Here is a 25,794-nt window from a genome sequence, read left to right as displayed (position 1 = left end):
GATTGCGAGGTACGCAATGACAGACTATATTAGATAAAAATAATGACAATCACAAGCCACGGAGAAGAACTGATTTTAGATAAAGAAAGGGCTTTATACTTACCACAACATCAACTTTTAGCCATTAGCGATTTGCATTTGGGTAAATCTGCACATTTCCGTTCTGCTGGTGTACAAGTACCATCTACCATCGCTCAAAATGATTTACAGCGATTAGGTTTGCTCGTTGAAAAGTACAAACCCAAAACGTTATTGATTAATGGTGATATGTTTCATCATGGTTTAAATACCGATATCGATGAGTTTGCAGCATGGAAAAAGCAATTTAGCGAACTCACTTTCTTGCTTGTAAAAGGAAACCATGATAGGTTAGCAAATGCTGATTATGAATCAATGCAAATTGAAATACATGAACCAAGTTTTTGTTTAGGGCCTTTTTGCTTTATTCATGATGCTCCAAAATGTACCGAAGAAGAATTGTATCCGATAAGTGGCCACATTCATCCTGGTGTTACTGTGGTGGGTAAAGCAAAACAGCGTTTAAAATTTCCATGTTTCTTCTTTGGAAAAGAGTACGCAGTTTTGCCAGCATTCAGTACGTTTACAGGCCTTTATAACATTTACCCGAAGACTAATGAGCAAATATTTGCGGTTACGCCCAATAAAGTAGTCGAAGTATAATTAAGAATGAGAATCGATGATCTGTTTCAATTGCGAAGCTTGCAAAACACCACTTTGACGCCAAACTTGTTTTCCTTGTTTAAATAACATTAGAGTAGGTACACTTTGAACAGAATATGCAGCCGCTGCAGCCTGATTTTTATCGATATCAACCTTAATAATCGAAACGGAGTCGCCAACCTGGGATTTCAATTGTTCTAAAATGGGCTTCATCATTTTGCAAGGTCCACACCACTCAGCAAAAAAATCTACCAAAACTGGTTTCTCTCCATTTATTAATTCTGAAAACTTAGCCATAATTTAAGTCGTTAGTCGTTAGTCGTTAGTCGTTAGTCAAAAAACAGCATTAACGTGATTTGGTTTTAAACTAAAGAAGTCAAGTTTTTCAAAACTTGACTTCTTTTTGTTCTAATTAAATCTCTCTGTTAAAATCCCAGTTTTCCAGGTAATCAGCCACTCTTCTAATAAATATCCCTCCTAACGAACCATCCACAACTCTATGGTCGTAAGACAATGAAAGGAACATCATGTGGCGAATTGCAATAACATCACCATGTTCAGTTTCTAAAACTGCAGGCTTCTTTTTAATGGCGCCTACAGCTAAAATAGCAACTTGCGGTTGGTTTATAATGGGTGTACCCATCACGTTTCCAAATGAACCAACATTTGTTAATGTGAAAGTCCCACCTTGTGTTTCATCCGGTTTAAGTTTTGAAATCCTGGCTCTTGCAGCTAGATCGTTAACGGCTTTTGTTAAACCAACTAAATTTAACTGATCGGCATTTTTTATCACAGGAACAATGAGGTTTCCGCTTGGCAAAGCCGCTGCCATACCAATATTGATATCTCGTTTCTTGATAATTTGCGTTCCGTTAACAGAAACGTTAATCATTGGGAAATCTTTAATGGCCTTTGCTACTGCTTCAACAAAAATTGGCGTAAATGTTATTTTCTCATTTTCACGTTTCTCAAAGCTATTTTTCACTTTGTTGCGCCACAAAACCATATTCGTCACATCGGCCTCAACAAATGAAGTTACATGCGGAGATGTCGTTTTACTCATCACCATATGGTCGGCAATAAGTTTACGCATTCTATCCATTTCAATAATTTCATCGCCACCAGAAACTGATGTTGTTGATGTTTTAGTTGCAACCGGTGCTTGTTTTGATGCGGCAATAGGTTCAGCATATGGCTGATTGGAAACATTCAAATTGGTTGTTGAGGCATTCGCTTGCCCACCATTTCTGTTTGAAATATAATTTAATAAATCATCTTTGTTGAGCCTGCCATCTGCACCAGAGCCTTTTATTGAATCGAGTTCTTCAATGGAAATATTTTCTTGAGAAGCAATGCTTTTGACCAGAGGTGAATAAAAACGGTCTGAAGAAGCAAAATCAGCTTGCACTTCAGAAGTTTTTTCTTGCTGTAATTCTGCTAAGCCTGGAATGTCTTGAGGTTGTTCTTCTTCTACAACAAGTATTTGTTGAGCAGCTTCTTCGGTTTTAACGTCGTTACCACCTTCAGTTTCTATAATGGCAATTACATCACCAACTTGGGCAACTTCATCTTCCTTAAATAATTGCTTTACCAATTTACCGGCAACAGGTGAAGGTACTTCAGAATCTACTTTATCTGTTGCAATTTCCAAAATTGTGTCATCCAAATCAATTGAATCTCCAATTTGTTTTACCCATTTAATTACGGTTGCTTCGGCAACACTCTCACCCATTTTTGGTAACAATAGTTCGTATTGAGCCATATTAAATTACAGTATTATATATTGGTATTGCGACAAAAATACAGTTTTTATTCGTTGTAAAAGTCTTCCCTAAGTAGATTTAATAACATCATTAATGCTGATGCAGCCGAACGTTCGATGTTTTGAAGGCGTTTGTTACTGAAATTAAACACTTTAGCAACTGTTTTATTCGTTGATGAAATCGCAATCCACACGGTTCCAACAGGCTTATCTTCGGTACCACCATCGGGTCCGGCTATACCACTTACTGCAATAGCATAATCAGTTTTGAAATGTTTAATTGCGCCTTCGGCCATTTCGGTAACCGTTTCTTCACTCACCGCACCAAATTTAGATAAGGTAACTTCTTTCACGCCCAGAATCGATTCTTTCAGTTCGTAGGCATAGGCCACAGCTCCACCCCAATACACAGATGAACAGCCAGGATGTTGAGTAATCAAATGGGCAATATATCCACCGGTGCAACTTTCTGCAGTAGATAAGGTTAAACCTTTCGATTTCATTAGATTGAGAATGGCCTGCTCGAGCGGGAGATCTTCATCAATTACAACAAACTTTTTAACTTTTGTGATAATCTGTTGAGCATAAACTTCAACTTCAGCCTTCAAGGTCAATTCATTATCGCCCTTGGCAGATAAACGCAAACGTACCTGGCCTAATTTAGGTAAATATGCAAGCTTAATATGCGGCGGCAAACTATCTTCGATTTCTTCAATTTCCTTCGCTAAAAAGGATTCTCCAATATTAGCAGTAAGAATAGTTTTGTGCACAATTGACGGTAACTTAAACCGGGATTTAATTCTTGGCAGTACTTCATCGTCCATTAAATACATCATTTCGTACGGAACTCCAGGCATTGACACAAAAATCTTATCGTGCTCCTCAAACCACATGCATGGAGCGGTTCCGTTTTTATTAACGATCACTTCGCAACCATCTGGTACATCAGCTTGCTGAATGTTAATATCTAACAAAGGGCGTTTGAATTTCTCGAAAATCTGACGAACCATTTCTAAGGCTCCGGCATCGTTTCTGAAACCCATATTGAAATATTTTGCCAAAGTTTTCTTGGTAATATCATCTTTCGTCGGACCTAGACCGCCGGTTATTAAAATGATATCTGCTCTGGTTTCAGCATCAGCTAATGCAGATAAAATATGTTGTTCATCATCAGAAACTGATGTAATCTGTTTAACCGAAACGCCAATTAAATTTAATTGTTTAGCCATCCAGGCCGAATTGGTATCAACAATTTGACCGATGAGAATTTCATCGCCAATGGTTATAATTTCAGCTAGCATAATTTACTGGTATGTATTGTAGAAACCTTGTCTTTTGCTCAATTTTAAATCTTGAAGAATTGAGGCCTTAACTTTTAATGTTACAGAATAACTCTTATAAGCACCATAAGGAACCCAATTCACACTCATATCCCAACAATGTAAGTCGCGGTAAATTCCTATGTTCATTGGTGTTAACCCATTATTTTGAAAATCGTAACCCGAATTGAAAGTAAATTTCCACTTAGGTGTCAGATTAAAATCTCCATTAAAGTTTAGCGTATTACTTGTTGTACTTACGCCAAAATCGTTACTGTATTGAAAACTGTAAGAGAATGAGAAATTCCATGGAATATTGAAATCTACAAAAGCATTTGGATCTCTGCTGATGGCAGCCAATTGTTCTGATTGCAATGGCGATAAGCCTTTTTCCTTTGCAGTTTCGCTCAATTTATCATTGGCTTCATTTTTCTTTTTCAAGGCATCCGGATTTAAGCTGTAATCGAATGAAAATCCGATGTTAGTTAGTCGGGCTAAGCGGCCACCTCTCCTCAGGGTGAAATTATTGCTTCGCGTAAAGGTTCTTTGTCCGGTGACAGGATCTACACTTTCATCTAAATCATAAGGATCGAACGTACCATTGTAGTTAATTCCTAATTTATCTGTAAACTGAGAACGACCGTTAAAACTCAAGGTAGAAAGTTTATTTCTCGGAGCCAGAAAATTATAAGAACCAGAAATACTTAAACCTTGAATAATTGGAATTTTTCGCTCTCCGGTACCAGTGGTATCTTTGCTCGATTTAACTTTTAATTCCACCGTATTATCTACACCGAAACCGATAGCGGCAGCCTTGCCTGGAAAAGAACCTTGATAAGCCATCCCCTGGAAAACAGAATAGGTTAACGGCTGCTGATAAGTATCTCTTATTTCTTTACCATTTTGATCAATTGCCGCCAAAAACGGACCTCTACCTGCTTTAGTAAAATCTGGCGAATAATTAAATGAAACGTTAGGTGTAATTACATGGCGCATAGCCATAATGTTCCCCAGATTCTTAAACTTCTTTTGACCATAAATTTTGGTAGACATACTGGTAGAAAGACTATAACTTCCGGCTCTTTTAAAGCCGCTTAAAGTATCTATCCTTTCTGTATAGGTTCCATCATCGAAACTTGTAAATCTTTTATTGATATGTTGAAAATTCCAAACCTCGTTATAGCTACCACCCAAAGAGAAGTTTAGATATTTTAGGGCTGTAAACGACATGTTGATGGGAATGCTGTGACTGAAACCAGATCTCAGTCGCTTTAAACCGTCGTTTTGAAACAGTAAACTATCCTTTGTATCTATGGCATTCGTTCCTTGTAAAGCATATCCAATGGTAATTTTCTGATACCATTTTTGCTCCCCCACGCGAGTTTTTGAATCGAATGGACTAAAAGTTGGCACGTTAAAAGTTGCATCGGGTAACCTAATCGATACATCCCTTGTGCGCAAGGTCTGATTACTCGTCATCGATAACGAATAATTCATATTGTTGGAAAAAGTTTTGGAATAACTGATACTACTATTGGTGGTATTGTTTGCAATCGCATTTAAATCGTAGTTCAAATTAGCAGGACTATTGGTGTAATAGCTACTTGAAGTAACGTTAACACTGGCACTAAAAGTTGTTCCGGGGTTGGCGTTTGCGTTTTGCGAGTGCGACCACCTAATGCTAAAATCCTTATTCGGATTTTCGAAAGCTTCAGTGCCCTCTAAACCGTTTTTCACACTGTTGTAGCTAATACCTATGTTTCCGCTAAATTTATATCTTTTGATGTAGTTACTGGTCAAATTGGTCTCGTAAGAACCATTCGTGTAAATACTTCCCAGCAATTTAGCGTCCCAGTAATCGTTTAAACCAAGATAATAACCCCCATTTTGTAAAAAGAAACCACGTGTTGCATCCTCGCCGGGACTTGGTAAAATTATGCCTGAAGTTCTTTTATTAGGTTTAGGAAAAAATGCAAATGGTAAACCTATAGGCGTAGGTACACCTTCAAAAACCATGTACATTGGTCCACTTATAATCTGCTTTTCCGTGGCAATACCTTTTGTAATCAAAATCCCGAAGTGAGGATGAGGCAAATTACAGGTACTGTACATCACATTTTTAATGTGCAACTCATCATCAATTTGTTTTTTACTTTGTCCGCCGGAGAAAAAGCCACCCTCCTGCTCAGAAAATACACCGTAAACTTTTGCCTTAGTAGTTTCAGAATTATAATAAAGTGAATCGGCTATTGCAGAACCATCGGTTCCCGATTTAAATATCGGTTTACCAACGTATCTATTGGTTTTAGAATCCGTTCTTCCACTGGCAAAAATCAGTTTATTTTGCGAATCGTAACGGATATAATCTGCATCGAGTTCGAAGTCGCCATAATTTACCCTGGCGTTTCCATACATGTATATAATACTCTTGTTCTTGCTGAAACGAACTGAATCGGCCCGGTACTCTACTTTTTGATCCAAACCACTATTATTTGGAGATGCTTTTTTCGATGTATCTCTTTTTGATGTGTCTTGCTGGATTATTTGTTGCAATGAAAAAGAAGAAAATGCGTTAGCTTTACCAACACCATGTGTTAATAAAATGACAGAAATTAGTAAAATAGAGCTAGTAAGAAGTTTCAAATTCGTATTTGAATGTTATTTTTGCACAAATGTTTAATCAAAAACGTTCAAAATTAGTGAAAAATATACCATTGATGTATCTTAAAACCATTTTAACATTTATTATTTGTATTACTTTATTCAATACAATTGATAATCAAGCCATTGCGCAAGAATATAAAATTAAAACAATCGTAATCGACGCTGGTCATGGAGGAAAGGATGGCGCCACGCATGGTGTTTATTCTAAAGAAAAAGATGTTGCTTTAAAAACAGCACTTAACTTGGGTAAAGCACTTCAAGATAGTATAAAAGACATTAAAGTAATTTACACGAGGCAAACTGACGTTTTCATTCCCTTGTACGAACGCATCAACATCGCTAATAATGCAAAAGCTGATTTATTTATATCTATTCACTTGAATGATATGCCGGTAAGGGTATCGAAAGTGGTTGATTATTATAAAAAAGTTAAGGGTAGAAAAGTTCCTGTTTACCGTTCTGTCGTTTCGAAAAGTACCTCTACACGGGGCACGGAAACCTTTGTATCTGGTACAGGCCGTTTAGGAGAGCAAGATGAAGTAATCAAAAGGGAAAATGCTTCGATGTTTTTAGAGGATAATTATCAGAAAAACTATGAAGGTTTTATTGCCAATACACCTGAGAATGACATTATGCTTTCTTTGATGAAACAAACCAATAGAGAAAGAAGTTTAAAATTTGCGTCGCTTTTACAGCAAGAATATATCAATGCTGGCAGAATTAACCGCGGCGTGCAGGAAAAAAGTTTGGCAGTATTAGCGAGAGCATCAATGCCTGCAGTTTTAACTGAAATTGGTTTTGTAAGTAATCCCGATGAGGAAGATTATATGAACTCCGCAGAAGGTCAAACAGAAATTGTTAATGGAATAATTAAAGCGATTAAAAACTATAAACGTATTGCCGAAACATCTTTCTAATCTACCCCATCCCTATCAAAATGAAGATCAAACTTCTAGCCTTTCTACTTTTAATATTTCCTTTCATCCCAAGCCACTCTATTGCTCAAGGATATAAAATTAAGACAATTGTTATCGACCCTGGCCATGGAGGTAAAAAGCCCGGTGCATCTGGGAGTTTTTCTACCGAAAAAGCGATTGCATTAAAAGTTGCCCTTAAATTAGGCGCAAAGTTAAGGGCAGAATTACCAGACGTTAAAGTAATCTACACCCGAACGAAGGATGTTGATGTGGACTTATATAAACGGGCTGAAATAGCCAATGATGCCAATGCTGATCTTTTTATCTCCATTCATTGCAATTCGATGCCTCCCGGAAATAAACACATAAAAGGTGCCGAAACACTTGTTGCAGGATCCCATAGATTAAAGGAACAAGATGCTGCGATTAGAGAAAATGCCGATATTAAACTGGAGAAAAACTATAAAAGCAAATACGATGGCTACGATCCAAACAATCCGGGGACGTTCATTCTTTTATCATTACTCAAAAATACGTTTCGAGATAAAAGCATTAAATTTGCGAAACTCATTCAAACAAGTTACATCAGCAGAGATAAAAGAGCAAGCCGGGGGGTTAAAGAACAGGGAGTTTTGGTGCTTCAAAGATGTGGAATGCCAGCCGTGTTAACTGAAGTTGGGTTTATATCGAATAAAGAAGAAGAGAAATACATCAACTCTGAAAAAGGTCAGAATGAAATTGCAGATTCGATATTGGCTGCAATTAAAAGCTACAAAAAATCTGTTGAGGTAAAATAATCGTAGAATTAGTTTTTAAATTGTATAAAACCACTTATTCACCAAACAAAAATAACTGTGTAAGCATTATGTAATAACAACATATATTTGCACGATAAATTAAAGAATTACGCCTCGGACAAGTAATAATTACTAATTTTACCGCTTGTATCCGTCAAAGATAAACACTCATGAAGATTAAAAACGAAACCAAAGTAGGTATTTTAGCAGCATTTGCCATCGCTTTACTCATAATAGGATACAATTTTTTAAAAGGTAATTCCATTTTTTCTAGCGAAACTACCTTGTTTGCAAGGTATACGAGAGTAGACGGATTAACCGTTTCTAAACCCGTTTTAATCAATGGATACCAGATCGGCCGGGTTGCTAAACTGCAGCTAGAACCTGGCGGAACAATTTTGGCTACTTTGAGTATTAATAGCAAATATGATATTCCAGAAAATAGTATTGCTCGATTAGAGGGAACAGACCTTTTAGGTAGCAAGGCGATTGTAATGTCGTTAGGTAACTCAAAAAAAATGGCTGAAGATGGCTACACATTAAACGCCAACGTAGAAAAAGGCTTGATGGAACAAGTTCAACCTGTACAAAAGAAAGCAGAATTAATTATTGGCAAGATGGACTCTATTTTAAGTAGTGTGAATTCTATCTTAAATCCGAATTTCCAGAAAAATGTTGATAAAAGCTTTAATAGTATTGCAGGAACTTTAGCTTCATTAGAAACAACTTCGAAAAAAGTTGATGGTTTAGTAGGATCAGAAAGTGCCCGAATAGAAGCTATTTTTAAGAATGTTGAAGGGATTACTGCCAACTTAAACAATAACAATCAAAAAATTAGCGATATACTAACCAATATAAATACCGTTACAGATAAGTTTGCTGCTGCTAATTTTAAACAAACGTTAGATAATGCCAATAATGCTATTGCCGATTTACAAAGTGTAATTTCTGGTATTAAAGACGGAAAAGGGAGTTTGGGACTATTATTAAATGATGATAAAATGTATCAGAATTTAAATAATGCATCTAAAAATCTGGACGAGTTGATGATAGATTTGAAAGCAAATCCTAAGCGCTACGTTCATTTCTCAGTATTTGGTGGTGGAAACAAAAAGGACAAATAGTCTATTCTATAAAAGTGTGAAGCCTTGCAATTTTAAGTTGCAAGGCTTTTTTCGTTGAAATATTTGGAAAAGCAATTGAAGTAGCACCTCACAACTATTTAAGCTCGTTCCTTCTTTCCGCTAAATCTTTTAACAGAAAAAGTTAAAAGGATACCGCTGCAATAAGGTTTAAAAAATTCTTTTGGTTTACAGCTGGAATGTTCTTCCCTCAACGGCTAGCTCAGTATTTTCGAAAACAGATTGGGTCTCTTCCAATAACATTTGAAGCGTTTTATATCGCGATGAAAAATGACCGATCAGCAATTTCTCCACTCCATTGATTTTAGCCACCTCTCCTGCTTGCAACGCAGTAGTATGGTGAGTTTCATTTGCCCTATCTAAAAGCTCATGCATAAAGGTAGCTTCATGATATAAAGTATCACAGCCTTTAATACTTGAAAAGTAGCGTTCATCATACCTCGTATCAGAACAGTAAGCATAAGATCTCGGCGGATCTGCAGGCGTAGTATAGTCTTCACTTTTTAGAATCTGTCCATCAGGCAATTCAACATCGACTCCTTTTTTCAAGGCAGTGTAATAAGCCATCGGAATTTCATCTGTTTTCTCTTTAATCAGCTTACGTTGTCTTGGCTTTTGCTTAAAAATAAAACCTGTTGTCGGAATGCGATGATTGAGTACAATCGTCTCCACAATCAAATCCTGATTTTCAAATATTTGCTTTGATACGTCTGCTTCGATGGGAAAAAATTCTAACGGATATCTTAAAATCGTATCTGAGTACTTAAACTGAATCTCTAAAATTTCTAAAAGTGGTTTCGGTCCGAAAATTTGCATTGACTTTGTTCTGCCGTTTAAATGCAAACTAGAAAGTAAACCGATCAAACCAAAATAATGATCACCATGCAAATGGCTAATGAAAATATGGTCGATTCTTGCCGCTTTTAAATTGTACTTAGTGAGCTGCTGTTGTGTACCTTCACCACAATCAATTAAATAAAATTTTTCATTACAATTTAAAAGCTGCGCTGATGGATTCCTATTAAAAACAGGAGTTGCCGAACTGCTTCCAAGAATTGTAACCTCAAATTTCATATTCTATTGATATAAAAAGCCTCGTAGGTTTTTGAAAACTACGAGGCCAGTGTTGTATTTATAAGTATGTTATTTTGCGCCTCTGAACTCTTTTTCCAATTCATCCATAAAGATGAAATCAGTAGCTTCCTCTAATGTATTAACAAACGTTACAGATTGAAATATGTTTGATAATTCTATAATTGGTGCAATTTCATCATTAATACCAGTTACGATAAATAATCCACCAGCAGATTTGCAAAGTCTGTCACCTACTAATAAGCAACTTAAATCCTGCGCATCAGTGCATTCTTTTACATGGCTCAAATCAACAATGATATTCTTAAAACCCTCGGCATTAAGTAAATATAATTCAGATTTTAAACCTGGTGAATTATCATTTGTAAACTTAGGTTCTTTTAACTTTAAGGTTACGTATTTATCGTGTTTGTCAACTGAAAATTTCATCTCTTCTAATCTTTATTTTACTAATGTATAAAAATTTAAAGCGTTTCCAAAGCCTTTGTAACATTGCTTTCTATACGACTTGAAATAGAATCAGCATCAGCTTTCACAAACTTTTCTCCAACAATATGCTCATAAAGTTCTATGTATCGTTCTGAGATTGAATTAACTATCTCGGGAGTCATTTCTGGAATAACCTGACCATCTTTACCTTGAAAGCCATTTTCGATCAACCATTTCCGCACAAACTCTTTTGAAAGTTGTTTTTGAGGTTCGTCGGCTTTTTGACGATCTTCGTAACCATCGGCATAGAAATAACGTGACGAATCTGGAGTATGAATTTCATCAATTAAGTAGATTACGCCATCAGCTTTACCGAATTCATATTTAGTATCAACTAAAATTAATCCGCTTTTCGCAGCGATTTCTGTTCCACGCTGATATAGAGCGTAAGTATATTCTTCCAACTTTTCATAGTCAGCCAATGATACAATTCCCTTTGCAAGGATATCTTCTCTTGAAATATCTTCATCGTGACCAACAGATGCTTTGGTTGTTGGGGTGATAATTGGCTGAGGTAGTTTATCATTTTCCTTTAGGCCGTCGGGCAAAGAAACGCCACAAACAGAACGTTTTCCTGCACTGTATTCACGCCACGCATGGCCAGCCAGATACCCTCTTATTACCATTTCTACTTTGAAGGGTTCGCAAATACGACCGATTGTTACCATTGGATCTGGAACAGCTAAAACCCAGTTTGGAACGATATCCTGTGTTGCAGATAAGAATTTGGCTGCAATTTGGTTTAGAACCTGGCCTTTGAATGGAATGGCTTCGGGTAAAACTACATCAAATGCAGAGATCCGGTCTGAAACGACCATCACCATTAATTTATCAGCTATGGTGTACACATCGCGTACTTTACCCTTATAAAAATTGCTCTGATTTGGAAATTTGAAGTTTGTTTCTTTTTGTGCTTTCATGAGGCGATAAAAATAGTAAAAAAGTCTTGAAAGTCTGGAGTCCGAAGTCGGAAAGTCTGGAGTCAAGAGTTAAAAATATAGTCACTAAAAAACCTGATAGCTCGGTTGGCTATCAGGTTAAAATTATTTCAATCTGTTTAATATTCTGATAAAGTCGTCTTTTAAAACCGTTGCGACAAATTCGTTTTTAACTTTAATATTAACTTTATCTTCTGATTTGAATAGTTGCAGTCTTCCTTTGAAAAGATACTCATCCTGAGTTTCTGTAAATTCAAATAGCTTTTTAAGCTTTTCCTTTCGACATACCCATTCTTCGTCATCTTTTGAAATGATTAGTCTTATGGTGTGAGGCAATTTCTCAAGCGAAAATTTTAAATCATTTTGAAGGCTAATAGTTTCCATAAAATTAATCTAACTGAAGTTTTATTGAAGAACAATAAATAATATCTAGCTTTTCCTCATCGTCATGCTGAATTTATTTCAGCACCTTTCATGCTATCAACTCCCTGAAACAAATCCAAAGGGACAACCACCTTCGCAACCGCTATCTTACTGAATATCGCCGTAAGCTTTCAATATATCTTTAACCAATTTATGACGGACAACATCCTCACCGCTTAGGTAAATGATGTCGATGCCTTTAATATCTTCAAGAATCCTTAATCCATTAAACAAGCCAGACATTTGTTTTTTTGGCAAATCGACTTGTGTAACATCACCTGTAACAATAAATTTAGCCGTCGGCCCCATACGCGTTAAAAACATCTTCAACTGCATGTCTGTCGCATTTTGCGCTTCATCCAGAATCACAAAGCAATTATCTAATGTACGACCACGCATAAAAGCTAATGGCGCAATCTCGATGGTTCTATTTTCAATATAAAACTTTAGCTTTTCTGCCGGAATCATATCATCCAAGGCATCGTAAAGTGGACGTAAATAAGGATCGATTTTCTCTTTTAAATCTCCAGGTAAGAAACCGAGATTCTCTCCTGCCTCAACCGCCGGTCGAGTTAAAATGATCCGCTTAATTTCTTTGTTTTTTAGCGCTCTTACAGCTAGCGCAACCGCAGTGTAGGTTTTACCAGTTCCCGCCGGACCGATTGCAAAAAGAATATCGTTTTTAGCAATACTGCTTACCATTCTACGCTGATTGGCTGTTCTTGCTTTCACCAACAAGCCGTTAGTGCCGAAAACTATTACTTCTCCACCGCCACCAGTTGGTTGCTCTACATCTTTTTTTGCAACGCCGGCAGCCTTTGCGCCTAGAATAGACTCAACATCATTATTGGTTAATGAGCTATATTTTTCAAGGTGAGCCACCAGCTGGTTAAACTTCTCTTCGAATGCCTTAAGTTCCTGTTCATCACCGAGAACCTTAACATCGCTCCCTCTCGCTACCAGTTTTAATTTCGCGAAAGCACCTTTAATCATTTCGTAATTCTCGTTATTTGCCCCCCAAAAGTGAGCAGGATTTACGGTATCCAGAGTTAATTTTAATTCGTTCAAACTGTAGTATTTTAAAAAGTTATCGGGGTATATTAATTAAAATTTGAATATTTGCAGACGCTTACGCCTCTACACAAGAATAAGCAATAATAACGAATTTTTAATGGGTATAATTACTTTAACAACAGATTTAGGTTCAAAAGATTTTTACCAGAGCGCCCTTAAAGGTAGTCTGTTAAGTCTTATGCCTAACGTTAACTTAGTTGATATTACCCATGAAGTTCCATCTTTTAATATTTCTTATGCTGCATTCGTTTTAAAGAATGCTTATCCATATTTCCCGAAGAATACGGTACACTTGATTGGAATAGATTCAGTGTACAGTGAAAACACCAAGTATATTGCCGTTAAACACCGTGATCATTATTTCGTTGGCGCTGATAATGGTATTTTTTCATTGCTTTTTGATGATGTTCCGGAAGATGTTGTAGAATTAAATATTATGCAGGATTTGAAATATCTTCACTTCCCATTGGTTGATATCTTTGTGAAAGCTGCAACCCATTTGGCAAAAGGCGGGAAACTGAAGGACATCGGTTTACCTGTAGCAGAAATTGAGCAAAAGATGCTTTTACATCCTGTTATTGAGCGTGATATCATTCGTGGGAGTGTAGTTTACATCGATACTTTTTGTAACGTAATTACTAACATCACCAAAGACCTTTTTACCAGAATTCAGAAGAATCGCGATTTTACATTGTATTTTAGAAAGAGCGAAACCATCACCCAGTTAAGCTGGCATTACAACGAAGTTCAGGAAGGAGAAAAGCTATGCTTATTTGGAATTAGCAACCACTTAGAAATTGCAATAAATAAAGGCAAAGCCAGCGGTTTGCTCGGTTTGCACCTAGGCGATATCGTTAGGGTTGAATTCCATCCCTAAAGAGATGAAAGATTAAAGAACAAAGCCAAAAGATTCACTTCTCAAGCCAAACAATCTCGATCATCCTTGCGAGGCAAGAAGCAACATAAACTGCTGTAGCCTATCGTTGCAAGATTGCATTACTACTTTCAATTACGAAACTTTGCAACCAATGAACTAATGACAAATGAACCAATAAACAAAGCGTTCAAACAACTTCTACTCTTTTCACGTTTATTACCACATGAAGAAATATTTTTATTTACTCTCCATCCTATTCATAAGTTTTCAAACTTTTGCTCAACAAGATACAGCATCTTATGCAGCTCAACGCGTTAAGGTTAATTCACTACTTGCAGAAAGAAGTGCAAAATTTGGTCAATATGATGAAAGCTTAAATCAACGCACAGGAATCTTCGGCTGGCAAACTAAAAAGGATATAAAAAACTCGAATGAAATTCTACGCCAGGTTGTACTAACGGATAATAATATTTTCAAAGAGCTGAAGGTTTTAATGGATTACAAGGATCTGGAGAATCAAAAGAAGGTTGCTGTAGCCGACAATTCGCAAGAAAGAATTGAAAACTATATGTTAACCATTAAGAAACTTCAAGATCAAAACGAAAAACTAAACAGCGATCTGTCCAAAAAAAATGGTGGAGGCTTATCAACCTATTTTATCATATTCTTAATTCTGATAATGGCTGGCGGATTTTACTTCTTCAATAAGAAACTACAGCGATATAAAAAGTATGAGAAAGGCAGTATTTAAAGTTTTGGTAAAGATAAATAATGCAATCTTGCCAAGTTTAATAAAAAAGGATCCGAATAAGTTGACCACTTTTCAAAAAGCGATACTGAGTTACCGCTATTGGGTGTTAACCAAAGCTTTGGATTGAGAAATAGAGCAGAGTTACTAACTTTTAAAAGTTAGTAACTCTGCAAACTGTATTACTTCTTAAAATGCTCAATAATCAAAGTCGCCAATTCCGTACCAATACGTTCTTGAGCTTCGTTAGTTGATGCACCGATATGCGGTGTTAATGAGATTTTTGGATGAGTTAAAATTTCTGCTAAAGGTGTCGGTTCGTTATTAAAAACATCTAAACCAGCGAAAGAAACTTTACCTGAATTTAAGGCTTCGATTAAAGCTGGCTCATCGATAGTTCCGCCACGAGAGCAGTTTACGATTCCAACACCATTTTTCATCTTAGCGAACTCTTCTGTACCTAAAATTGGTTTGTCAGCAAATGGGGTGTGCAAGCTTAAGAAATCACTACCAGCAATTACTTCATCTAGTGAAACTGTTTTTATTGGAATACTTACCGATTTTCCGCCCTGAAACTCCAAAGTAATTTCAGATTCTGATGGAAACAAATCGTAAGCTAAAACATTCATCCCTAAACCTAAAGCCACTTTTGCCGTAGCACGACCAATGCGGCCAAAACCTATAATTCCGATTGTTTTTCCGCTTAACTCAGTTCCTTTAGCATATGCTTTTTTAAGGTTGTTAAACTGAGTAGATCCTTCAACAGGCATTTTACGGTTGGCATCCTGTAAAAATCTTATGCCTGTGAATAAGTGAGAAAAAACCAGTTCGGCAACTGATAATGAAGATGCGGCTGGCGTATTTACCACCGCGACACCTTGACTACGGGCATAGTCAACATCAATATTATCCATACCAACGCCACCTCTACCAATCAATTTGATATTTGGAACAGCATCAATTAACTCTTTTCTAACTTTCGTTGCACTACGAACCGTAATGGCATCATAGTTTTTTAAAGCTTCAGCCAATTGATCTTGAGGAATGGTTTCGGTATCAACCTGAAAACCTGCTTTCTCCAGTAGTTCTTTTCCGATTGGGTCTATCCCATCGTTTGCTAATATTTTAATCATTGTTACTTCTATGATTACACAGATTTTTAGATTACACAGATCTTAATAACAGAAATGTACTTACCCTAGCTTATCTGCGGTATAATTTAAATCTTAATTTGATTTTGCTTGTTTTTCTTCAAATGATTGCATTGCATCAATTAAAGCGTGAACGCTGGTAATAGGAAGTGCGTTATACATCGATGCTCGGAAACCACCAACACTTCTGTGTCCTTTAATACCAATAATCCCTTGTTCTTCTGCAAACTTTAGGAATGGTTTTTCCAGTTCAGGGTTTTCCATTACGAAACAAATATTCATTTTAGAACGATCTTCTACAGCACAGGTACCTTTAAACAATGGGTTTCTGTCAATTTCTCTGTAGAGTGCTTCGGCTTTTTGCTTGTTCTCTTTTTCGATCTCTGCAACGCCACCCTTCGATTTTAACCAACGAAGGTTTAATAATGAAACGTACACTGAAAAAACTGGAGGCGTATTGTACATCGAACCATTATCAATATGCGATTGATAGTTTAACATCGACGGAATTTTACGATCGATTTTGCCTAAAATCTCATCTTTAACAATCACAATGGTTAAACCTGCAGGACCGACATTTTTTTGTGCACCCGCATAAATTAAATCGAACTTCGATACATCAATTACGCGGCTCATAATATCCGATGACATATCACAAACGATTGGAACACTCGTTTCAGGAACATTAAATAGCTCAGTTCCGTAAATGGTATTATTAGAAGTATAGTGAAAGTAAGCACTATCAGCAGGGATTTCGAAATCTTTTGGAATAAAAGTATAATTCGAATCTTTGGATGATGCAACAACATTCACATTACCAACAAATTTAGCTTCTTTTAGCGCCTTGGTAGCCCAAACACCCGAATCTAAATAACTTGCTGTTTGTCCATCGCCCAATAAATTCATGGGTACCATTGCAAATTGCAAACTTGCACCGCCTTGCAAAAATAAAACGGAATAACCCGATGGCACATTTAATAACTCTTTAACCAACTTATCAGCTTCAGCAACAACTGCCTCAAATTCAGTTGTTCTGTGCGAAATTTCTAAAATTGATAATCCATCGTTAAAATCTAAAACTGCCTGTGCAGCTTGTTTAAACACTTCTTGAGGTAAAATACAAGGGCCTGCGCCGAAATTATGCTTCATCTTATTATATAAATGATTATGGCGGTAAATGTAAAATTTTTAAAGCAGTTATGCCTAAAAAATCTTATCCAAAAAAATCACATTTTGTTAAAAAATTGAGCCAAATAAGCTGATTTATTGCTGTTTTGGCAATTTGCAAAGACGATGTTTACCCTTAATCTAAAACGAATAGAATTTTCTTAGACATTGCGATAAAACATCCTCCTGTTGTTTAAAGGATTGTTATTATCGGAAACGTTTGATGACACCAATCAAAGGTTTTAAGTTTTACCTACCCTATACCATTTAACACAGTTAATGTTTTTTTTACTATTTTCGCTTATAACATGTTGAATATACAATCGAAACTTCCTGGTGTAAGCACTACCATTTTCTCGGTAATGTCTAAACTTGCAGCGGAACATAATGCCATTAATTTATCACAAGGTTTTCCTGATTATACTTGCGACCCAGTACTGACAGACTTGGTTAACAAAGCTATGCAAGATGGTTTCAACCAATATGCCCCAATGCCTGGCAATAATTTACTTAAAGAAACTATTGCTGAAAAAGTCGAGACCCTATACAATATTAAATATAACCCTGATACAGAAATAACCGTTACCGCTGGCGGTACGCAAGCTATATTTACTGCGCTTGCAGCAATAATCAATACTGGTGATGAGGTAATTATTTTTGAGCCCGCTTATGACAGCTATGCTCCTACTATTAAACTCTTGGGAGGATTAGTAAAAACTTACGAACTGGATCCACCTAATTATACTATTGATTGGGAAATGGTGAAGAAGCTGTTCACTTCGAGTACCAGAATGATTATTTTAAATTCGCCTCATAATCCAACTGGCAGCATTTTATCAGCGGATGATATGAAATCGTTGATCAAATTAATTAACGGAACGGATATTCTGATTTTGAGCGACGAGGTTTATGAACATTTAATTTATGATGGGCAGAAACATCAAAGCGTAATGCTTTTTCCGGAATTGCGTGAGCGGAGCTTCGTTATCGCGTCTTTCGGTAAACTTTTACATGCTACCGGCTGGAAATTAGGTTACTGCTTAGCGCCCGAGGTACTTACAAAAGAATTCAGGAAAGTACACCAATTTAATGTTTTCAGCGTTAATAGCCCTATGCAACAAGCTATCGCTAACTACCTTCAAAAACCCCAACATTATTTAGGTATTGGCAAATTTTTTCAGGAAAAGAGAGATTACTTTAGAAAGCTACTGGCTTCTAGCCGATTGCAGTTACTTCCTTGCAACGGTTCCTATTTTCAATGTGTAAGTTATAGTAATATCAGTGATGAGAAGGACGTAGATTTCAGCATGAGGCTAATTAAGGAGTTTGGCGTTGCCACCATCCCTGTTTCAGCGTTCTATCAAAAATCAACCGATCACAAGATTATTAGATTTTGTTTTGCAAAAAAAAATGCTACGCTTGCTTCGGCTGCAGAAAAGTTAAAAAATGTTTAATCATCCCGTAAAATAAACATATATGGATACACCTGTTTACACTCAAATAGAAAACCTGAAAGTCACTATTTTCCAGGCTTATCTATTTTGGGAAAACATCGAAAAAAATCTTCAAAACCTTGCCCTGAGATTATCAATGGGAGTTCGGGAAAAGACAGATTTAATCATTTTACCTGAAATGTTTAATAGTGGTTTTAGCATGAACTCGGAGGCCCTGGCAGAGGAAATGGGCGGTTTTACCATGCAATGGATGCAAAAAACAGCCTATCAATATAATTGTGTGATCACGGGAAGTCTTATCATTAAAGAGAATGGAAATTACTATAATCGGTTAATTTGGATGGAACAGAATGGCGATTATAAATATTATGATAAGCGGCATTTATTTGGTTTAGGCGAAGAGGATAAAAATTTCACTGCTGGCAAGGATAAACTTATTGTCGAACTTAAGGGCTGGAAAATTAGATTAGCGGTTTGCTACGATTTGCGGTTCCCTGTTTGGTTACGCAACGTTAATGAGGAATATGATATATTACTTATTGTGGCCAGCTGGCCAGATAAACGTTCGGCGCACTGGAGGGCATTAATTCCGGCTCGAGCCATTGAAAATCAAAGTTACGTTATAGGTGTTAATCGTGTTGGTCACGATGGAAATCAGATTTATCATGGCGGGCATTCCATGGTAATCGATCCTTATGGCAGCACCGTATATTACAAACCAGAAGATGAAGACATGTATACGGTAACCATTAATTATGAGGAATTGGTAAAAATTAGAAGGCAATTTCCTTTCCTAAAGGATGCTGATCAATTTTCTATCACTTAACTATTTTACAAAAAAATAACTCGTCAAAAAAAGTCAAACATTAGTAATTAACCTCAACATGTTCAACCGTCGCAAATTTATAAAAGCATCTACCCTTTCTGCAGGTTTACTCGTTCTCGATAAAACCAGCATGGCTGATGCCATCCCGTCTCATAAAGAAAAAGCTACTAATCTCCCTATTGTGATTTCGACCTGGAATTTTGGAATTGCAGCAAATGCTGATGCCTGGAAGGTCTTATCTAAAGGAGGCAAAGCATTAGACGCAGTAGAACAAGGCGTTTGGGTACCAGAGGCTGATGAAAAAAATCAATCTGTAGGTTATGGTGGCTTGCCAGATAGAGATGGCAAAGTAACGCTCGACGCTTGTATTATGGATGAAAATGGCAACTGTGGAGCGGTTTTAGCGCTGGAGCATATCAAACATCCAATTTCTGTTGCTAGAAAAGTTATGGAAAAAACGCCTCATGTAATGCTTGCCGGTGATGGTGCTTTACAGTTTGCTTTGGAGCAAGGTTTTAAAAAAGAAAATTTACTTACCCCATCGAGCGAAAAGGCCTGGAAAGATTGGTTAAAGACTGCGAAGTACGAGCCGGTGATGAATATCGAGAATATGCTGTACGAAAAGGCAGCACCACAGAAATTACCAGGCAACCAGTACAATCACGACACCATTGGAATGTTGGCCATTGACAGCAAAGGCAATATTTCTGGTGCCTGTACAACAAGCGGCATGGCGTATAAATTACATGGTAGAATTGGCGATAGCCCAATTATTGGAGCTGGACTCTATGTAGATAATGAGGTTGGTGGTGCCACTTCAACAGGTGTTGGAGAAGAAGTAGTAAGAAATGTTGGTTCGTTTTTGGTGGTTGAGTTAATGCGACAGGGTTATACACCCGAAGCCGCTTGTAAAGAGGCCGTGATGCGTATTATCAAAAAGAAACCCGAAACTGCAAAAAATATTCAGGTTGGGTTCCTGGCCATAAATAAAAAAGGTGAGTACGGCGCTTACGCTATTCAGCAAGGATTTAGTTACGCGGTTTGCAACGCCGAAAAGCAAGATTTGTTAATCAAAGGAAAAAGCTATTACTAATAAATTAAAATCATCCCAAAACAAATATTATAAATCTAAAGATATATTATGGGATTACTCTCTAAAATTTTCGGCAAAAAGAATGTCGAAGAACGTAAAGGCGAACCTGATTTGGTTTATGTGGCTAACGAAGATGAGCGCATGAACTGGGCAATTGAAAAGGCCAATTTAACACTTTGGTACTTCGAAGACAGCTTAGAAAATCCAAAACCTGAACAAGCTTATTTCTCCATTAAAGTGAAGATTGTTGATGGTGATAAGGGTGAACACATCTGGTTAATTGACCCACATTTTGATGGCGAAGGAAATTTGTATGGTACGGTTGGAAATGAACCTGTTGATGTGAACACGGTAAAGCTAGATCAGAAAATCGGAATTGAGCGTGATTTGATTTCAGATTGGATGATTATTGAAGGTGGAAAGCTAATCGGCGGCTACACCATTCGGGCAATTCGAGAAGGTATTCCAACAAATGAACAGCCTGCATTTGATCAGAGTATTGGTTTATATATCGATGAAGGCGTTGATTACTTCAAAATTAATAGAGACACACCCGAAGGCGCAATCTTATCGCTTGAAAAAGCGTACAGTAATAAAGATATAGACGCTGCCATTGATTGTAAAGATTTTTATGAAGAAGCAAGAACTATGCTTGGTGGGATAAATATTGAACTTGACGAAGAAATCATCGAAAAAACGGCTGAAGTTTTAAAGTTGTCCTTTATCAAAAGCATCAAGGAACACGGTTTTCCCGATTTTTCGCAAATTAAAAACGCTTTTCCAGAAAGACAGAAAGTAAGTGAAACGCATTGGATCATCACAGAAATATGCTGGTATCCGGATAACGGAAAATCTTTTCAACAGCTGAGTACTTATAAATCATCCAATGGATGGAAAGTATTAGGACCAGTAAGCACCAAACCTGCTGATGGGGAACAACAAGAAGACTAGTAAAGCTTTTTGCTTATCTATATAAACAAATCGATACTTGTTATGAAAGATATAAATTCAAGTTCCAATTCAGGAGTTGATGAATTTAAAAATGAATTTTCAAATCACCCTGTAGACATTTGGGGTCTTGAAGTTTGTGCTAACGGATACGAATCGGCATTTAACGCACAACTTGGTGGTGCAATAAGAGTAGAATTGTGTGATAACCTTGCCGAAGGTGGCACAACACCCAGTTATGCTCAAATTGCTTTGGCCAAGAGAAATCTACAAATTGAAATCTGGCCAATCATCCGACCTCGCGGGGGCGATTTTTTCTATTCTGACTTCGAGTTTGAATTAATGAAAGAAGAGATAAAAAATTGTAAATCATTAGGTTGCGATGGTGTTGTTATTGGGATACTTCAGGCTGATGGAAGCATTGATAAGGAAAGATGCAGTGAACTAATCGCCCTGGCTAATCCACTTCCCGTAGCTTTCCACAGGGCTTTTGATATGTGTAACGATATGCACCAAGCATTGGAGGATTTAATCGATCTGCGAATTGTCCGTGTGCTTTCTTCGGGTGGCGCTACATCAGCGAGAGCAGGTGCAGAAACTTTGGCAAATTTAGTAAAACAAGCAAAAGGCAGAATTTCGATTATGCCCGGAGCGGGAATTAACATCACTAATATTCAGGAGTTAATTCAAAGTACGCGGGCGAAACAGTTCCACGCTTCCTGCAAAAGTTATGTTCCTAGCAAAATGCAGTTTCGCAATACAGAAACAAAAATGGGAAGCATTGTAGACGAATATCAATACGAATTAACTTCAGTGAAGAAAGTGAAAGAGCTGGTTGACGAAATCAACAGAAATTAAATGGTAGCAAGTTTTAAACCACACAAAGTTTTATTGTTTGCAGCATTGCTATATTTAATTTCGATTGTTTTTGTAGATCAAAAGATAGAAATCAATTTAGCCGACACTTATTTTTTTATTGATTACACATTGATTGTGGCATTCGTTTGTGGGCTTTTGCTCATATTCGCCGTACTTTATAAGTACCTAAACAAATATTTTTCCATTAAACTCTTAACATGGCTACATATCATGCTATCAATTGTATTACCGGTTTTTGCCATCTGGATTAGCCATTCATTTCACAAATCATTGGCATTAATAGAACTGACTGATATTGAATCGATGGACTATATATTGAATCATCAGAAGAAGCTGAACCAAATTATACTGACTTTCATTGTCATTCAAACCCTTCCTCTTTTCAATGTGTTGGTTAGTTTAATCAGCATGAAATATTCTACTGCAAAAGTGTAAAGCTGTTTTACAAAATTTAGTTTCAATCATGTAGTTTTCAGATATTTAGTATATTTAAATACCTAAACTAAATTAATTTGTTATGAAAAAAATCTCATCTCTATTGTTAATGGCGTTATTTTTTGCAGCGTGCCAAAATAAAGACGCAAAAACTACTGAAGCTGACTCAACAGATACTACGAAATATCCTTATACCTTTAAAAAACAACAAGGCTGGGAAATGAATAAAGACAGTAAAAATGGTGTCATTGCCCTTAGTACGATTAAATCTTTTGAAAATATGGATACTATTGCGATGGGGAAACTGCTTGCAGATAGTGTTTGGTTTAATTTGGATGGCTACAAATTTAAAGGAACAAAGGCACAATTTCTAAATCAAATCCAAGGAGAATTTGCCAAGATGAGCAGCTTTAAAATCGAGATGGAGGATATGGCATCTGTAATCAATAAAGATAAGACAGAAGAATGGGTGAGCTTATGGTATAAGCAAGTAACTGCCACAAAAGATGGAAAAATCGATACCATTCAATTGTATAACGATTTCAAAATCAAAGATGGAAAGGTACAAGGTTTATCCGAATATGTGCAGCACCCGATGAAAATGTAACAAAAAAGCTCCAAAAAATTGGAGCTTTTTTTATGACTATTTATTTCCACTTCCGGGAACATAATGCAAACCCGGTGTTAAATAATGGAGTAAAATTACTCTTGAATATCTATAGTTTATAGGAGAGCATAAAAACACGCCAAATAAAATTACGCCAACATAATACCAAAGGTTTTCGTAAATAAGTTCTAGACCTAAAACATAGGCGGCTACTCCAATAGTAATAATCTCAGCTACATTCATTGCGTAGCTCACAAACATTGCTACATAAAAAAACCCAGGCTCACGCTCAAATTTTAAGTTACAAACCGGGCAGTTGATATTTGTTTTCTGCAACTTAAACGAGTAAGCACTTCCGGTAAATATATCACCTTTTCGGCAACGAGGGCATTTACAATTTATAAATGCTTGAAATTTAGATAACTCTGCCATATTTAATATTATTGATGTACAAATTTACATTTTAATAAATATGCAAATTATGATCTAAATCATGTTTCGAAATTAGATTGCAAGTCTACTCTTATCAGGGCGAATAATCTTTCCCCGCTTAACTTCAATTAATCCTTTACCAGACAAAATTTTGATTTCTCTAATAACCGTTTCTACCCTCAAGCCGGTCATGTCGGCTAGATCTTGTCTTGTTACTTTCAAACTATCACCAACTTCAATATCGTTCAAGAGATAGTTTATAATGGTTAGTAATCGATGTTCGGCCTTTTCATTGGCCAGTTCTTCCAACATCATTGATTTGTAAAACAACCTGTTGCTTAGCGTTTGAATAAGATTGATGCTGAAACCTGGTGTCGTTTCAATTAAGTCGAAAAATTGCTTCCTTCCAACTGGAATAATCTCAGATTCTTTATTTGCAATGGTGTAAGCTAAATACTTCCTATTTATGATTAGAGCAGGTTCACCAAAGTATTGTCCCGTTTTAAAAATTCCCTGAATAAATTCCTTCCCATCTTCGCTTACCGTGACCATCCTAACTTCGCCAGATTTGATAAAATAGACATAGCGTGGTAACATTCCTGGTTCATAAATAAGCGCATCTTTCAGATAGACCTTTATTGCAAAACCGTGCTCAATAAGTTGTTGAATATCCATGAAGCACTAACCCAATGTTTCTTTCATTAAATTAGTGTAAAACTGCTTTAACGATATGCCCATGGCAGCAACCTGTTGCGGAATAAAACTGGTAGCAGTTTGACCTGGAATAGTGTTTATTTCAATAAAATAAAAATTTCCTGTTTCGTTTTCCAAAAAATAATCGATCCGCACTACTCCCCTACAATTTAATTTTGAATAAACGCTTTTTACGATTTGATGAACTCGATCATATTCTTCTTCGTTCATATTTCCTGGTGTGATTTCCTGAGTTGCGCCTGGCGTGTATTTGGCTTCAAAATCAAAAAATTCGTTTGCTGGAATCACTTCTGTAGTAGGCAAAACCGTGATTTCACCTTTAGCGCTATACACGCCGATAGAAAATTCCCTGCCACTCACAAATTCTTCTATTAGCACTTGTGTATCTTCGGCAAATGCTTTTTCAAGCGCCATTTCCAGATCATCAGCATGTTTCACCTTGCTCATTCCGATACTACTTCCACCACTATTTGGTTTTACAAAATAGGGTAACCTTAAGTTTTCCTTGATTTGGTTGATGTTATAATTGCCATTCTTAAAAATCTGAATCGATTTTGCAGTATATAAATGATCGATGCCCTCCACAATTGCTTTTGTATAACCTTTATTCATCGTTATTGATGAAGTTAAGGCATCGCAAGTGGTGTAAGGTATTCCCAACATATCGAAATATCCTTGCAGTTTCCCGTCTTCGCCCGGCGATCCGTGTATGGCAATGAATACGCCGTCAAATTTAATTTTACGACCCTCTAACATTAGAGAGAAATCATTTTTATCAATATCTATTTTAACAGAATCTGCAGGTTCGTAAAACCATCCCTTATCGTTTAACATTATTTTATAAACATCATACAAATCGGTATCGATATTTTGAGCAATAGTTGCTGCACTTTTTACAGAAACAACCCATTCGCCTGTGGTACCGCCTGTTAACAACGCAATAGTTTTCTTCATCTTTAAAATCCTTATTTGTAAATAGAATTTGATCGTAATTATATCATCAAAAATATAAATATCTTTGCGCATTGTTTAATTTTGATCCAGAGAATTGATAATTGATGGTATTATATTTGCTCAAAGCAATGAACCCGATTGTTTGCAAAATGCTTTCAAAAATTAAATTAACTACATTTGAGTTTATACGCTTAACACCAGAATTAAAGAT

The 25,794-nt window shown here is 36.6% G+C and carries 27 protein-coding genes; 13 read left to right on the top strand and 14 right to left on the bottom strand.

Annotated features, from left to right (window positions below):
* Positions 1-42: 42 nt before the first annotated feature.
* Positions 43-681, top strand: a complete 639-nt coding sequence (pdeM, locus tag OQZ33_RS09160) for a ligase-associated DNA damage response endonuclease PdeM (RefSeq protein ID WP_265798741.1) — start codon at positions 43-45, stop codon at positions 679-681.
* On the opposite strand, the gene trxA is transcribed toward pdeM, so the two are convergent.
* From trxA to OQZ33_RS09140, 4 genes are all read right to left on the bottom strand, one after another.
* Positions 682-978 (bottom strand): thioredoxin, encoded by a 297-nt coding sequence (trxA, locus tag OQZ33_RS09155; RefSeq protein ID WP_056848903.1) that lies wholly within the window; start codon positions 976-978, stop codon positions 682-684.
* Positions 979-1,093: 115 nt separating this feature from the next.
* Positions 1,094-2,443, bottom strand: coding sequence for a dihydrolipoamide acetyltransferase family protein (locus OQZ33_RS09150; protein ID WP_265798740.1), 1,350 nt, complete (start codon positions 2,441-2,443; stop codon positions 1,094-1,096).
* Between the two features lie 47 nt (positions 2,444-2,490).
* On the bottom strand, positions 2,491-3,744 hold the full coding sequence (locus tag OQZ33_RS09145; RefSeq protein WP_265798739.1) for a competence/damage-inducible protein A: 1,254 nt from the start codon (positions 3,742-3,744) through the stop codon (positions 2,491-2,493).
* A 3-nt stretch (positions 3,745-3,747) separates the two neighbouring features.
* Complete coding sequence (locus OQZ33_RS09140) at positions 3,748-6,405, bottom strand: putative LPS assembly protein LptD (RefSeq protein WP_265798738.1); 2,658 nt, start codon at positions 6,403-6,405, stop codon at positions 3,748-3,750.
* A 74-nt stretch (positions 6,406-6,479) separates the two neighbouring features.
* Between OQZ33_RS09140 and OQZ33_RS09135 the strand changes: the two genes are divergently transcribed.
* The 3 genes from OQZ33_RS09135 to OQZ33_RS09125 all read left to right on the top strand — a co-directional run bounded on the left by OQZ33_RS09135 (position 6,480) and on the right by OQZ33_RS09125 (position 9,264).
* A complete protein-coding gene (locus OQZ33_RS09135; protein WP_265798880.1) occupies positions 6,480-7,343 on the top strand; it encodes an N-acetylmuramoyl-L-alanine amidase family protein in 864 nt (287 codons plus the stop codon).
* A gap of 20 nt (positions 7,344-7,363) precedes the next feature.
* Positions 7,364-8,140 carry an N-acetylmuramoyl-L-alanine amidase family protein gene (locus tag OQZ33_RS09130; RefSeq protein ID WP_265798737.1) on the top strand — a complete coding sequence of 259 codons (777 nt, stop codon included), beginning with the start codon at positions 7,364-7,366 and terminating at the stop codon, positions 8,138-8,140.
* Between the two features lie 170 nt (positions 8,141-8,310).
* Positions 8,311-9,264: an MlaD family protein gene (locus OQZ33_RS09125; RefSeq protein WP_056848898.1), complete on the top strand. Its 954-nt coding sequence runs from the start codon at positions 8,311-8,313 to the stop codon at positions 9,262-9,264.
* Between the two features lie 186 nt (positions 9,265-9,450).
* Here OQZ33_RS09125 and OQZ33_RS09120 read toward each other — a convergent pair whose 3' ends face one another.
* The 5 genes from OQZ33_RS09120 to OQZ33_RS09100 form a co-directional block, all read right to left on the bottom strand.
* Positions 9,451-10,356 (bottom strand): ribonuclease Z, encoded by a 906-nt coding sequence (locus OQZ33_RS09120; RefSeq protein ID WP_265798736.1) that lies wholly within the window; start codon positions 10,354-10,356, stop codon positions 9,451-9,453.
* A gap of 69 nt (positions 10,357-10,425) precedes the next feature.
* Positions 10,426-10,803, bottom strand: coding sequence for an STAS domain-containing protein (locus OQZ33_RS09115; RefSeq protein ID WP_056848896.1), 378 nt, complete (start codon positions 10,801-10,803; stop codon positions 10,426-10,428).
* A gap of 35 nt (positions 10,804-10,838) precedes the next feature.
* Positions 10,839-11,783, bottom strand: coding sequence for a phosphoribosylaminoimidazolesuccinocarboxamide synthase (locus OQZ33_RS09110; RefSeq protein WP_265798735.1), 945 nt, complete (start codon positions 11,781-11,783; stop codon positions 10,839-10,841).
* Positions 11,784-11,906: 123 nt separating this feature from the next.
* Positions 11,907-12,185, bottom strand: a complete 279-nt coding sequence (locus OQZ33_RS09105; protein ID WP_265798734.1) for a hypothetical protein — start codon at positions 12,183-12,185, stop codon at positions 11,907-11,909.
* 147 nt (positions 12,186-12,332) lie between these two features.
* A complete protein-coding gene (locus tag OQZ33_RS09100) occupies positions 12,333-13,292 on the bottom strand; it encodes a PhoH family protein (RefSeq protein ID WP_265798733.1) in 960 nt (319 codons plus the stop codon).
* Positions 13,293-13,395: 103 nt separating this feature from the next.
* On the opposite strand from OQZ33_RS09100, the gene OQZ33_RS09095 reads away from it, so the two are divergent.
* Positions 13,396-14,175 carry an SAM hydrolase/SAM-dependent halogenase family protein gene (locus tag OQZ33_RS09095; protein WP_056848893.1) on the top strand — a complete coding sequence of 260 codons (780 nt, stop codon included), beginning with the start codon at positions 13,396-13,398 and terminating at the stop codon, positions 14,173-14,175.
* Between the two features lie 223 nt (positions 14,176-14,398).
* Entirely contained in the window at positions 14,399-14,926 is a 528-nt protein-coding gene (locus OQZ33_RS09090; RefSeq protein ID WP_265798732.1) for a hypothetical protein, read from the top strand.
* A gap of 179 nt (positions 14,927-15,105) precedes the next feature.
* Here OQZ33_RS09090 and OQZ33_RS09085 read toward each other — a convergent pair whose 3' ends face one another.
* Positions 15,106-16,056 carry a D-2-hydroxyacid dehydrogenase gene (locus OQZ33_RS09085; RefSeq protein WP_265798731.1) on the bottom strand — a complete coding sequence of 317 codons (951 nt, stop codon included), beginning with the start codon at positions 16,054-16,056 and terminating at the stop codon, positions 15,106-15,108.
* A gap of 93 nt (positions 16,057-16,149) precedes the next feature.
* Positions 16,150-17,223, bottom strand: a complete 1,074-nt coding sequence (gene serC, locus OQZ33_RS09080; RefSeq protein ID WP_265798730.1) for a 3-phosphoserine/phosphohydroxythreonine transaminase — start codon at positions 17,221-17,223, stop codon at positions 16,150-16,152.
* Between the two features lie 326 nt (positions 17,224-17,549).
* Between serC and OQZ33_RS09075 the strand changes: the two genes are divergently transcribed.
* The 7 genes from OQZ33_RS09075 (at position 17,550) to OQZ33_RS09045 (ending at position 23,483) form a co-directional block, all read left to right on the top strand.
* Positions 17,550-18,695 (top strand): methionine aminotransferase, encoded by a 1,146-nt coding sequence (locus OQZ33_RS09075; RefSeq protein WP_265798729.1) that lies wholly within the window; start codon positions 17,550-17,552, stop codon positions 18,693-18,695.
* 22 nt (positions 18,696-18,717) lie between these two features.
* Complete coding sequence (locus tag OQZ33_RS09070) at positions 18,718-19,521, top strand: nitrilase family protein (RefSeq protein ID WP_265798728.1); 804 nt, start codon at positions 18,718-18,720, stop codon at positions 19,519-19,521.
* Between the two features lie 58 nt (positions 19,522-19,579).
* Positions 19,580-20,614 carry a N(4)-(beta-N-acetylglucosaminyl)-L-asparaginase gene (locus OQZ33_RS09065; protein WP_265798727.1) on the top strand — a complete coding sequence of 345 codons (1,035 nt, stop codon included), beginning with the start codon at positions 19,580-19,582 and terminating at the stop codon, positions 20,612-20,614.
* Positions 20,615-20,662: 48 nt separating this feature from the next.
* Positions 20,663-21,565 carry a YegJ family protein gene (locus OQZ33_RS09060; protein WP_265798726.1) on the top strand — a complete coding sequence of 301 codons (903 nt, stop codon included), beginning with the start codon at positions 20,663-20,665 and terminating at the stop codon, positions 21,563-21,565.
* Between the two features lie 42 nt (positions 21,566-21,607).
* Positions 21,608-22,420 (top strand): copper homeostasis protein CutC, encoded by an 813-nt coding sequence (locus OQZ33_RS09055; protein ID WP_265798725.1) that lies wholly within the window; start codon positions 21,608-21,610, stop codon positions 22,418-22,420.
* Positions 22,421-22,876 carry a hypothetical protein gene (locus OQZ33_RS09050; RefSeq protein WP_265798724.1) on the top strand — a complete coding sequence of 152 codons (456 nt, stop codon included), beginning with the start codon at positions 22,421-22,423 and terminating at the stop codon, positions 22,874-22,876.
* Positions 22,877-22,958: 82 nt separating this feature from the next.
* Positions 22,959-23,483, top strand: coding sequence for a hypothetical protein (locus tag OQZ33_RS09045; RefSeq protein ID WP_265798723.1), 525 nt, complete (start codon positions 22,959-22,961; stop codon positions 23,481-23,483).
* A 36-nt stretch (positions 23,484-23,519) separates the two neighbouring features.
* On the opposite strand, the gene OQZ33_RS09040 is transcribed toward OQZ33_RS09045, so the two are convergent.
* The 3 genes from OQZ33_RS09040 to OQZ33_RS09030 all read right to left on the bottom strand — a co-directional run bounded on the left by OQZ33_RS09040 (position 23,520) and on the right by OQZ33_RS09030 (position 25,583).
* A complete protein-coding gene (locus OQZ33_RS09040) occupies positions 23,520-23,915 on the bottom strand; it encodes a DUF983 domain-containing protein (RefSeq protein ID WP_265798722.1) in 396 nt (131 codons plus the stop codon).
* A gap of 72 nt (positions 23,916-23,987) precedes the next feature.
* A complete protein-coding gene (locus OQZ33_RS09035) occupies positions 23,988-24,590 on the bottom strand; it encodes a Crp/Fnr family transcriptional regulator (RefSeq protein WP_265798720.1) in 603 nt (200 codons plus the stop codon).
* 6 nt (positions 24,591-24,596) lie between these two features.
* On the bottom strand, positions 24,597-25,583 hold the full coding sequence (locus tag OQZ33_RS09030) for a D-alanine--D-alanine ligase (RefSeq protein ID WP_265798719.1): 987 nt from the start codon (positions 25,581-25,583) through the stop codon (positions 24,597-24,599).
* Positions 25,584-25,794 lie beyond the last annotated feature (211 nt).

Origin of the sequence: Pedobacter sp. MC2016-05 (assembly GCF_026239735.1) — a bacterium.
GTDB lineage: Bacteria > Bacteroidota > Bacteroidia > Sphingobacteriales > Sphingobacteriaceae > Pedobacter.
Note: the sequence above shows the minus strand (reverse complement) of the source record. Positions and strands in the feature narration are given on the sequence as shown.

Coding starts and splice junctions, on each gene's coding strand:
- OQZ33_RS09075 (WP_265798729.1), top strand. CDS start 17,550: ATGTTGAATATACAATCGAAACTTCCTGGTGTAAGCACTACCATTTTC.
- OQZ33_RS09045 (WP_265798723.1), top strand. CDS start 22,959: ATGAAAAAAATCTCATCTCTATTGTTAATGGCGTTATTTTTTGCAGCG.
- OQZ33_RS09070 (WP_265798728.1), top strand. CDS start 18,718: ATGGATACACCTGTTTACACTCAAATAGAAAACCTGAAAGTCACTATT.
- OQZ33_RS09135 (WP_265798880.1), top strand. CDS start 6,480: ATGTATCTTAAAACCATTTTAACATTTATTATTTGTATTACTTTATTC.
- OQZ33_RS09110 (WP_265798735.1), bottom strand. CDS start 11,783: ATGAAAGCACAAAAAGAAACAAACTTCAAATTTCCAAATCAGAGCAAT.
- trxA (WP_056848903.1), bottom strand. CDS start 978: ATGGCTAAGTTTTCAGAATTAATAAATGGAGAGAAACCAGTTTTGGTA.
- OQZ33_RS09105 (WP_265798734.1), bottom strand. CDS start 12,185: ATGGAAACTATTAGCCTTCAAAATGATTTAAAATTTTCGCTTGAGAAA.
- OQZ33_RS09125 (WP_056848898.1), top strand. CDS start 8,311: ATGAAGATTAAAAACGAAACCAAAGTAGGTATTTTAGCAGCATTTGCC.
- serC (WP_265798730.1), bottom strand. CDS start 17,223: ATGAAGCATAATTTCGGCGCAGGCCCTTGTATTTTACCTCAAGAAGTG.
- OQZ33_RS09060 (WP_265798726.1), top strand. CDS start 20,663: ATGGGATTACTCTCTAAAATTTTCGGCAAAAAGAATGTCGAAGAACGT.
- OQZ33_RS09030 (WP_265798719.1), bottom strand. CDS start 25,583: ATGAAGAAAACTATTGCGTTGTTAACAGGCGGTACCACAGGCGAATGG.
- OQZ33_RS09095 (WP_056848893.1), top strand. CDS start 13,396: ATGGGTATAATTACTTTAACAACAGATTTAGGTTCAAAAGATTTTTAC.
- OQZ33_RS09085 (WP_265798731.1), bottom strand. CDS start 16,056: ATGATTAAAATATTAGCAAACGATGGGATAGACCCAATCGGAAAAGAA.
- pdeM (WP_265798741.1), top strand. CDS start 43: ATGACAATCACAAGCCACGGAGAAGAACTGATTTTAGATAAAGAAAGG.
- OQZ33_RS09120 (WP_265798736.1), bottom strand. CDS start 10,356: ATGAAATTTGAGGTTACAATTCTTGGAAGCAGTTCGGCAACTCCTGTT.
- OQZ33_RS09130 (WP_265798737.1), top strand. CDS start 7,364: ATGAAGATCAAACTTCTAGCCTTTCTACTTTTAATATTTCCTTTCATC.
- OQZ33_RS09065 (WP_265798727.1), top strand. CDS start 19,580: ATGTTCAACCGTCGCAAATTTATAAAAGCATCTACCCTTTCTGCAGGT.
- OQZ33_RS09090 (WP_265798732.1), top strand. CDS start 14,399: ATGAAGAAATATTTTTATTTACTCTCCATCCTATTCATAAGTTTTCAA.
- OQZ33_RS09145 (WP_265798739.1), bottom strand. CDS start 3,744: ATGCTAGCTGAAATTATAACCATTGGCGATGAAATTCTCATCGGTCAA.
- OQZ33_RS09115 (WP_056848896.1), bottom strand. CDS start 10,803: ATGAAATTTTCAGTTGACAAACACGATAAATACGTAACCTTAAAGTTA.
- OQZ33_RS09040 (WP_265798722.1), bottom strand. CDS start 23,915: ATGGCAGAGTTATCTAAATTTCAAGCATTTATAAATTGTAAATGCCCT.
- OQZ33_RS09035 (WP_265798720.1), bottom strand. CDS start 24,590: ATGGATATTCAACAACTTATTGAGCACGGTTTTGCAATAAAGGTCTAT.
- OQZ33_RS09055 (WP_265798725.1), top strand. CDS start 21,608: ATGAAAGATATAAATTCAAGTTCCAATTCAGGAGTTGATGAATTTAAA.
- OQZ33_RS09150 (WP_265798740.1), bottom strand. CDS start 2,443: ATGGCTCAATACGAACTATTGTTACCAAAAATGGGTGAGAGTGTTGCC.
- OQZ33_RS09050 (WP_265798724.1), top strand. CDS start 22,421: ATGGTAGCAAGTTTTAAACCACACAAAGTTTTATTGTTTGCAGCATTG.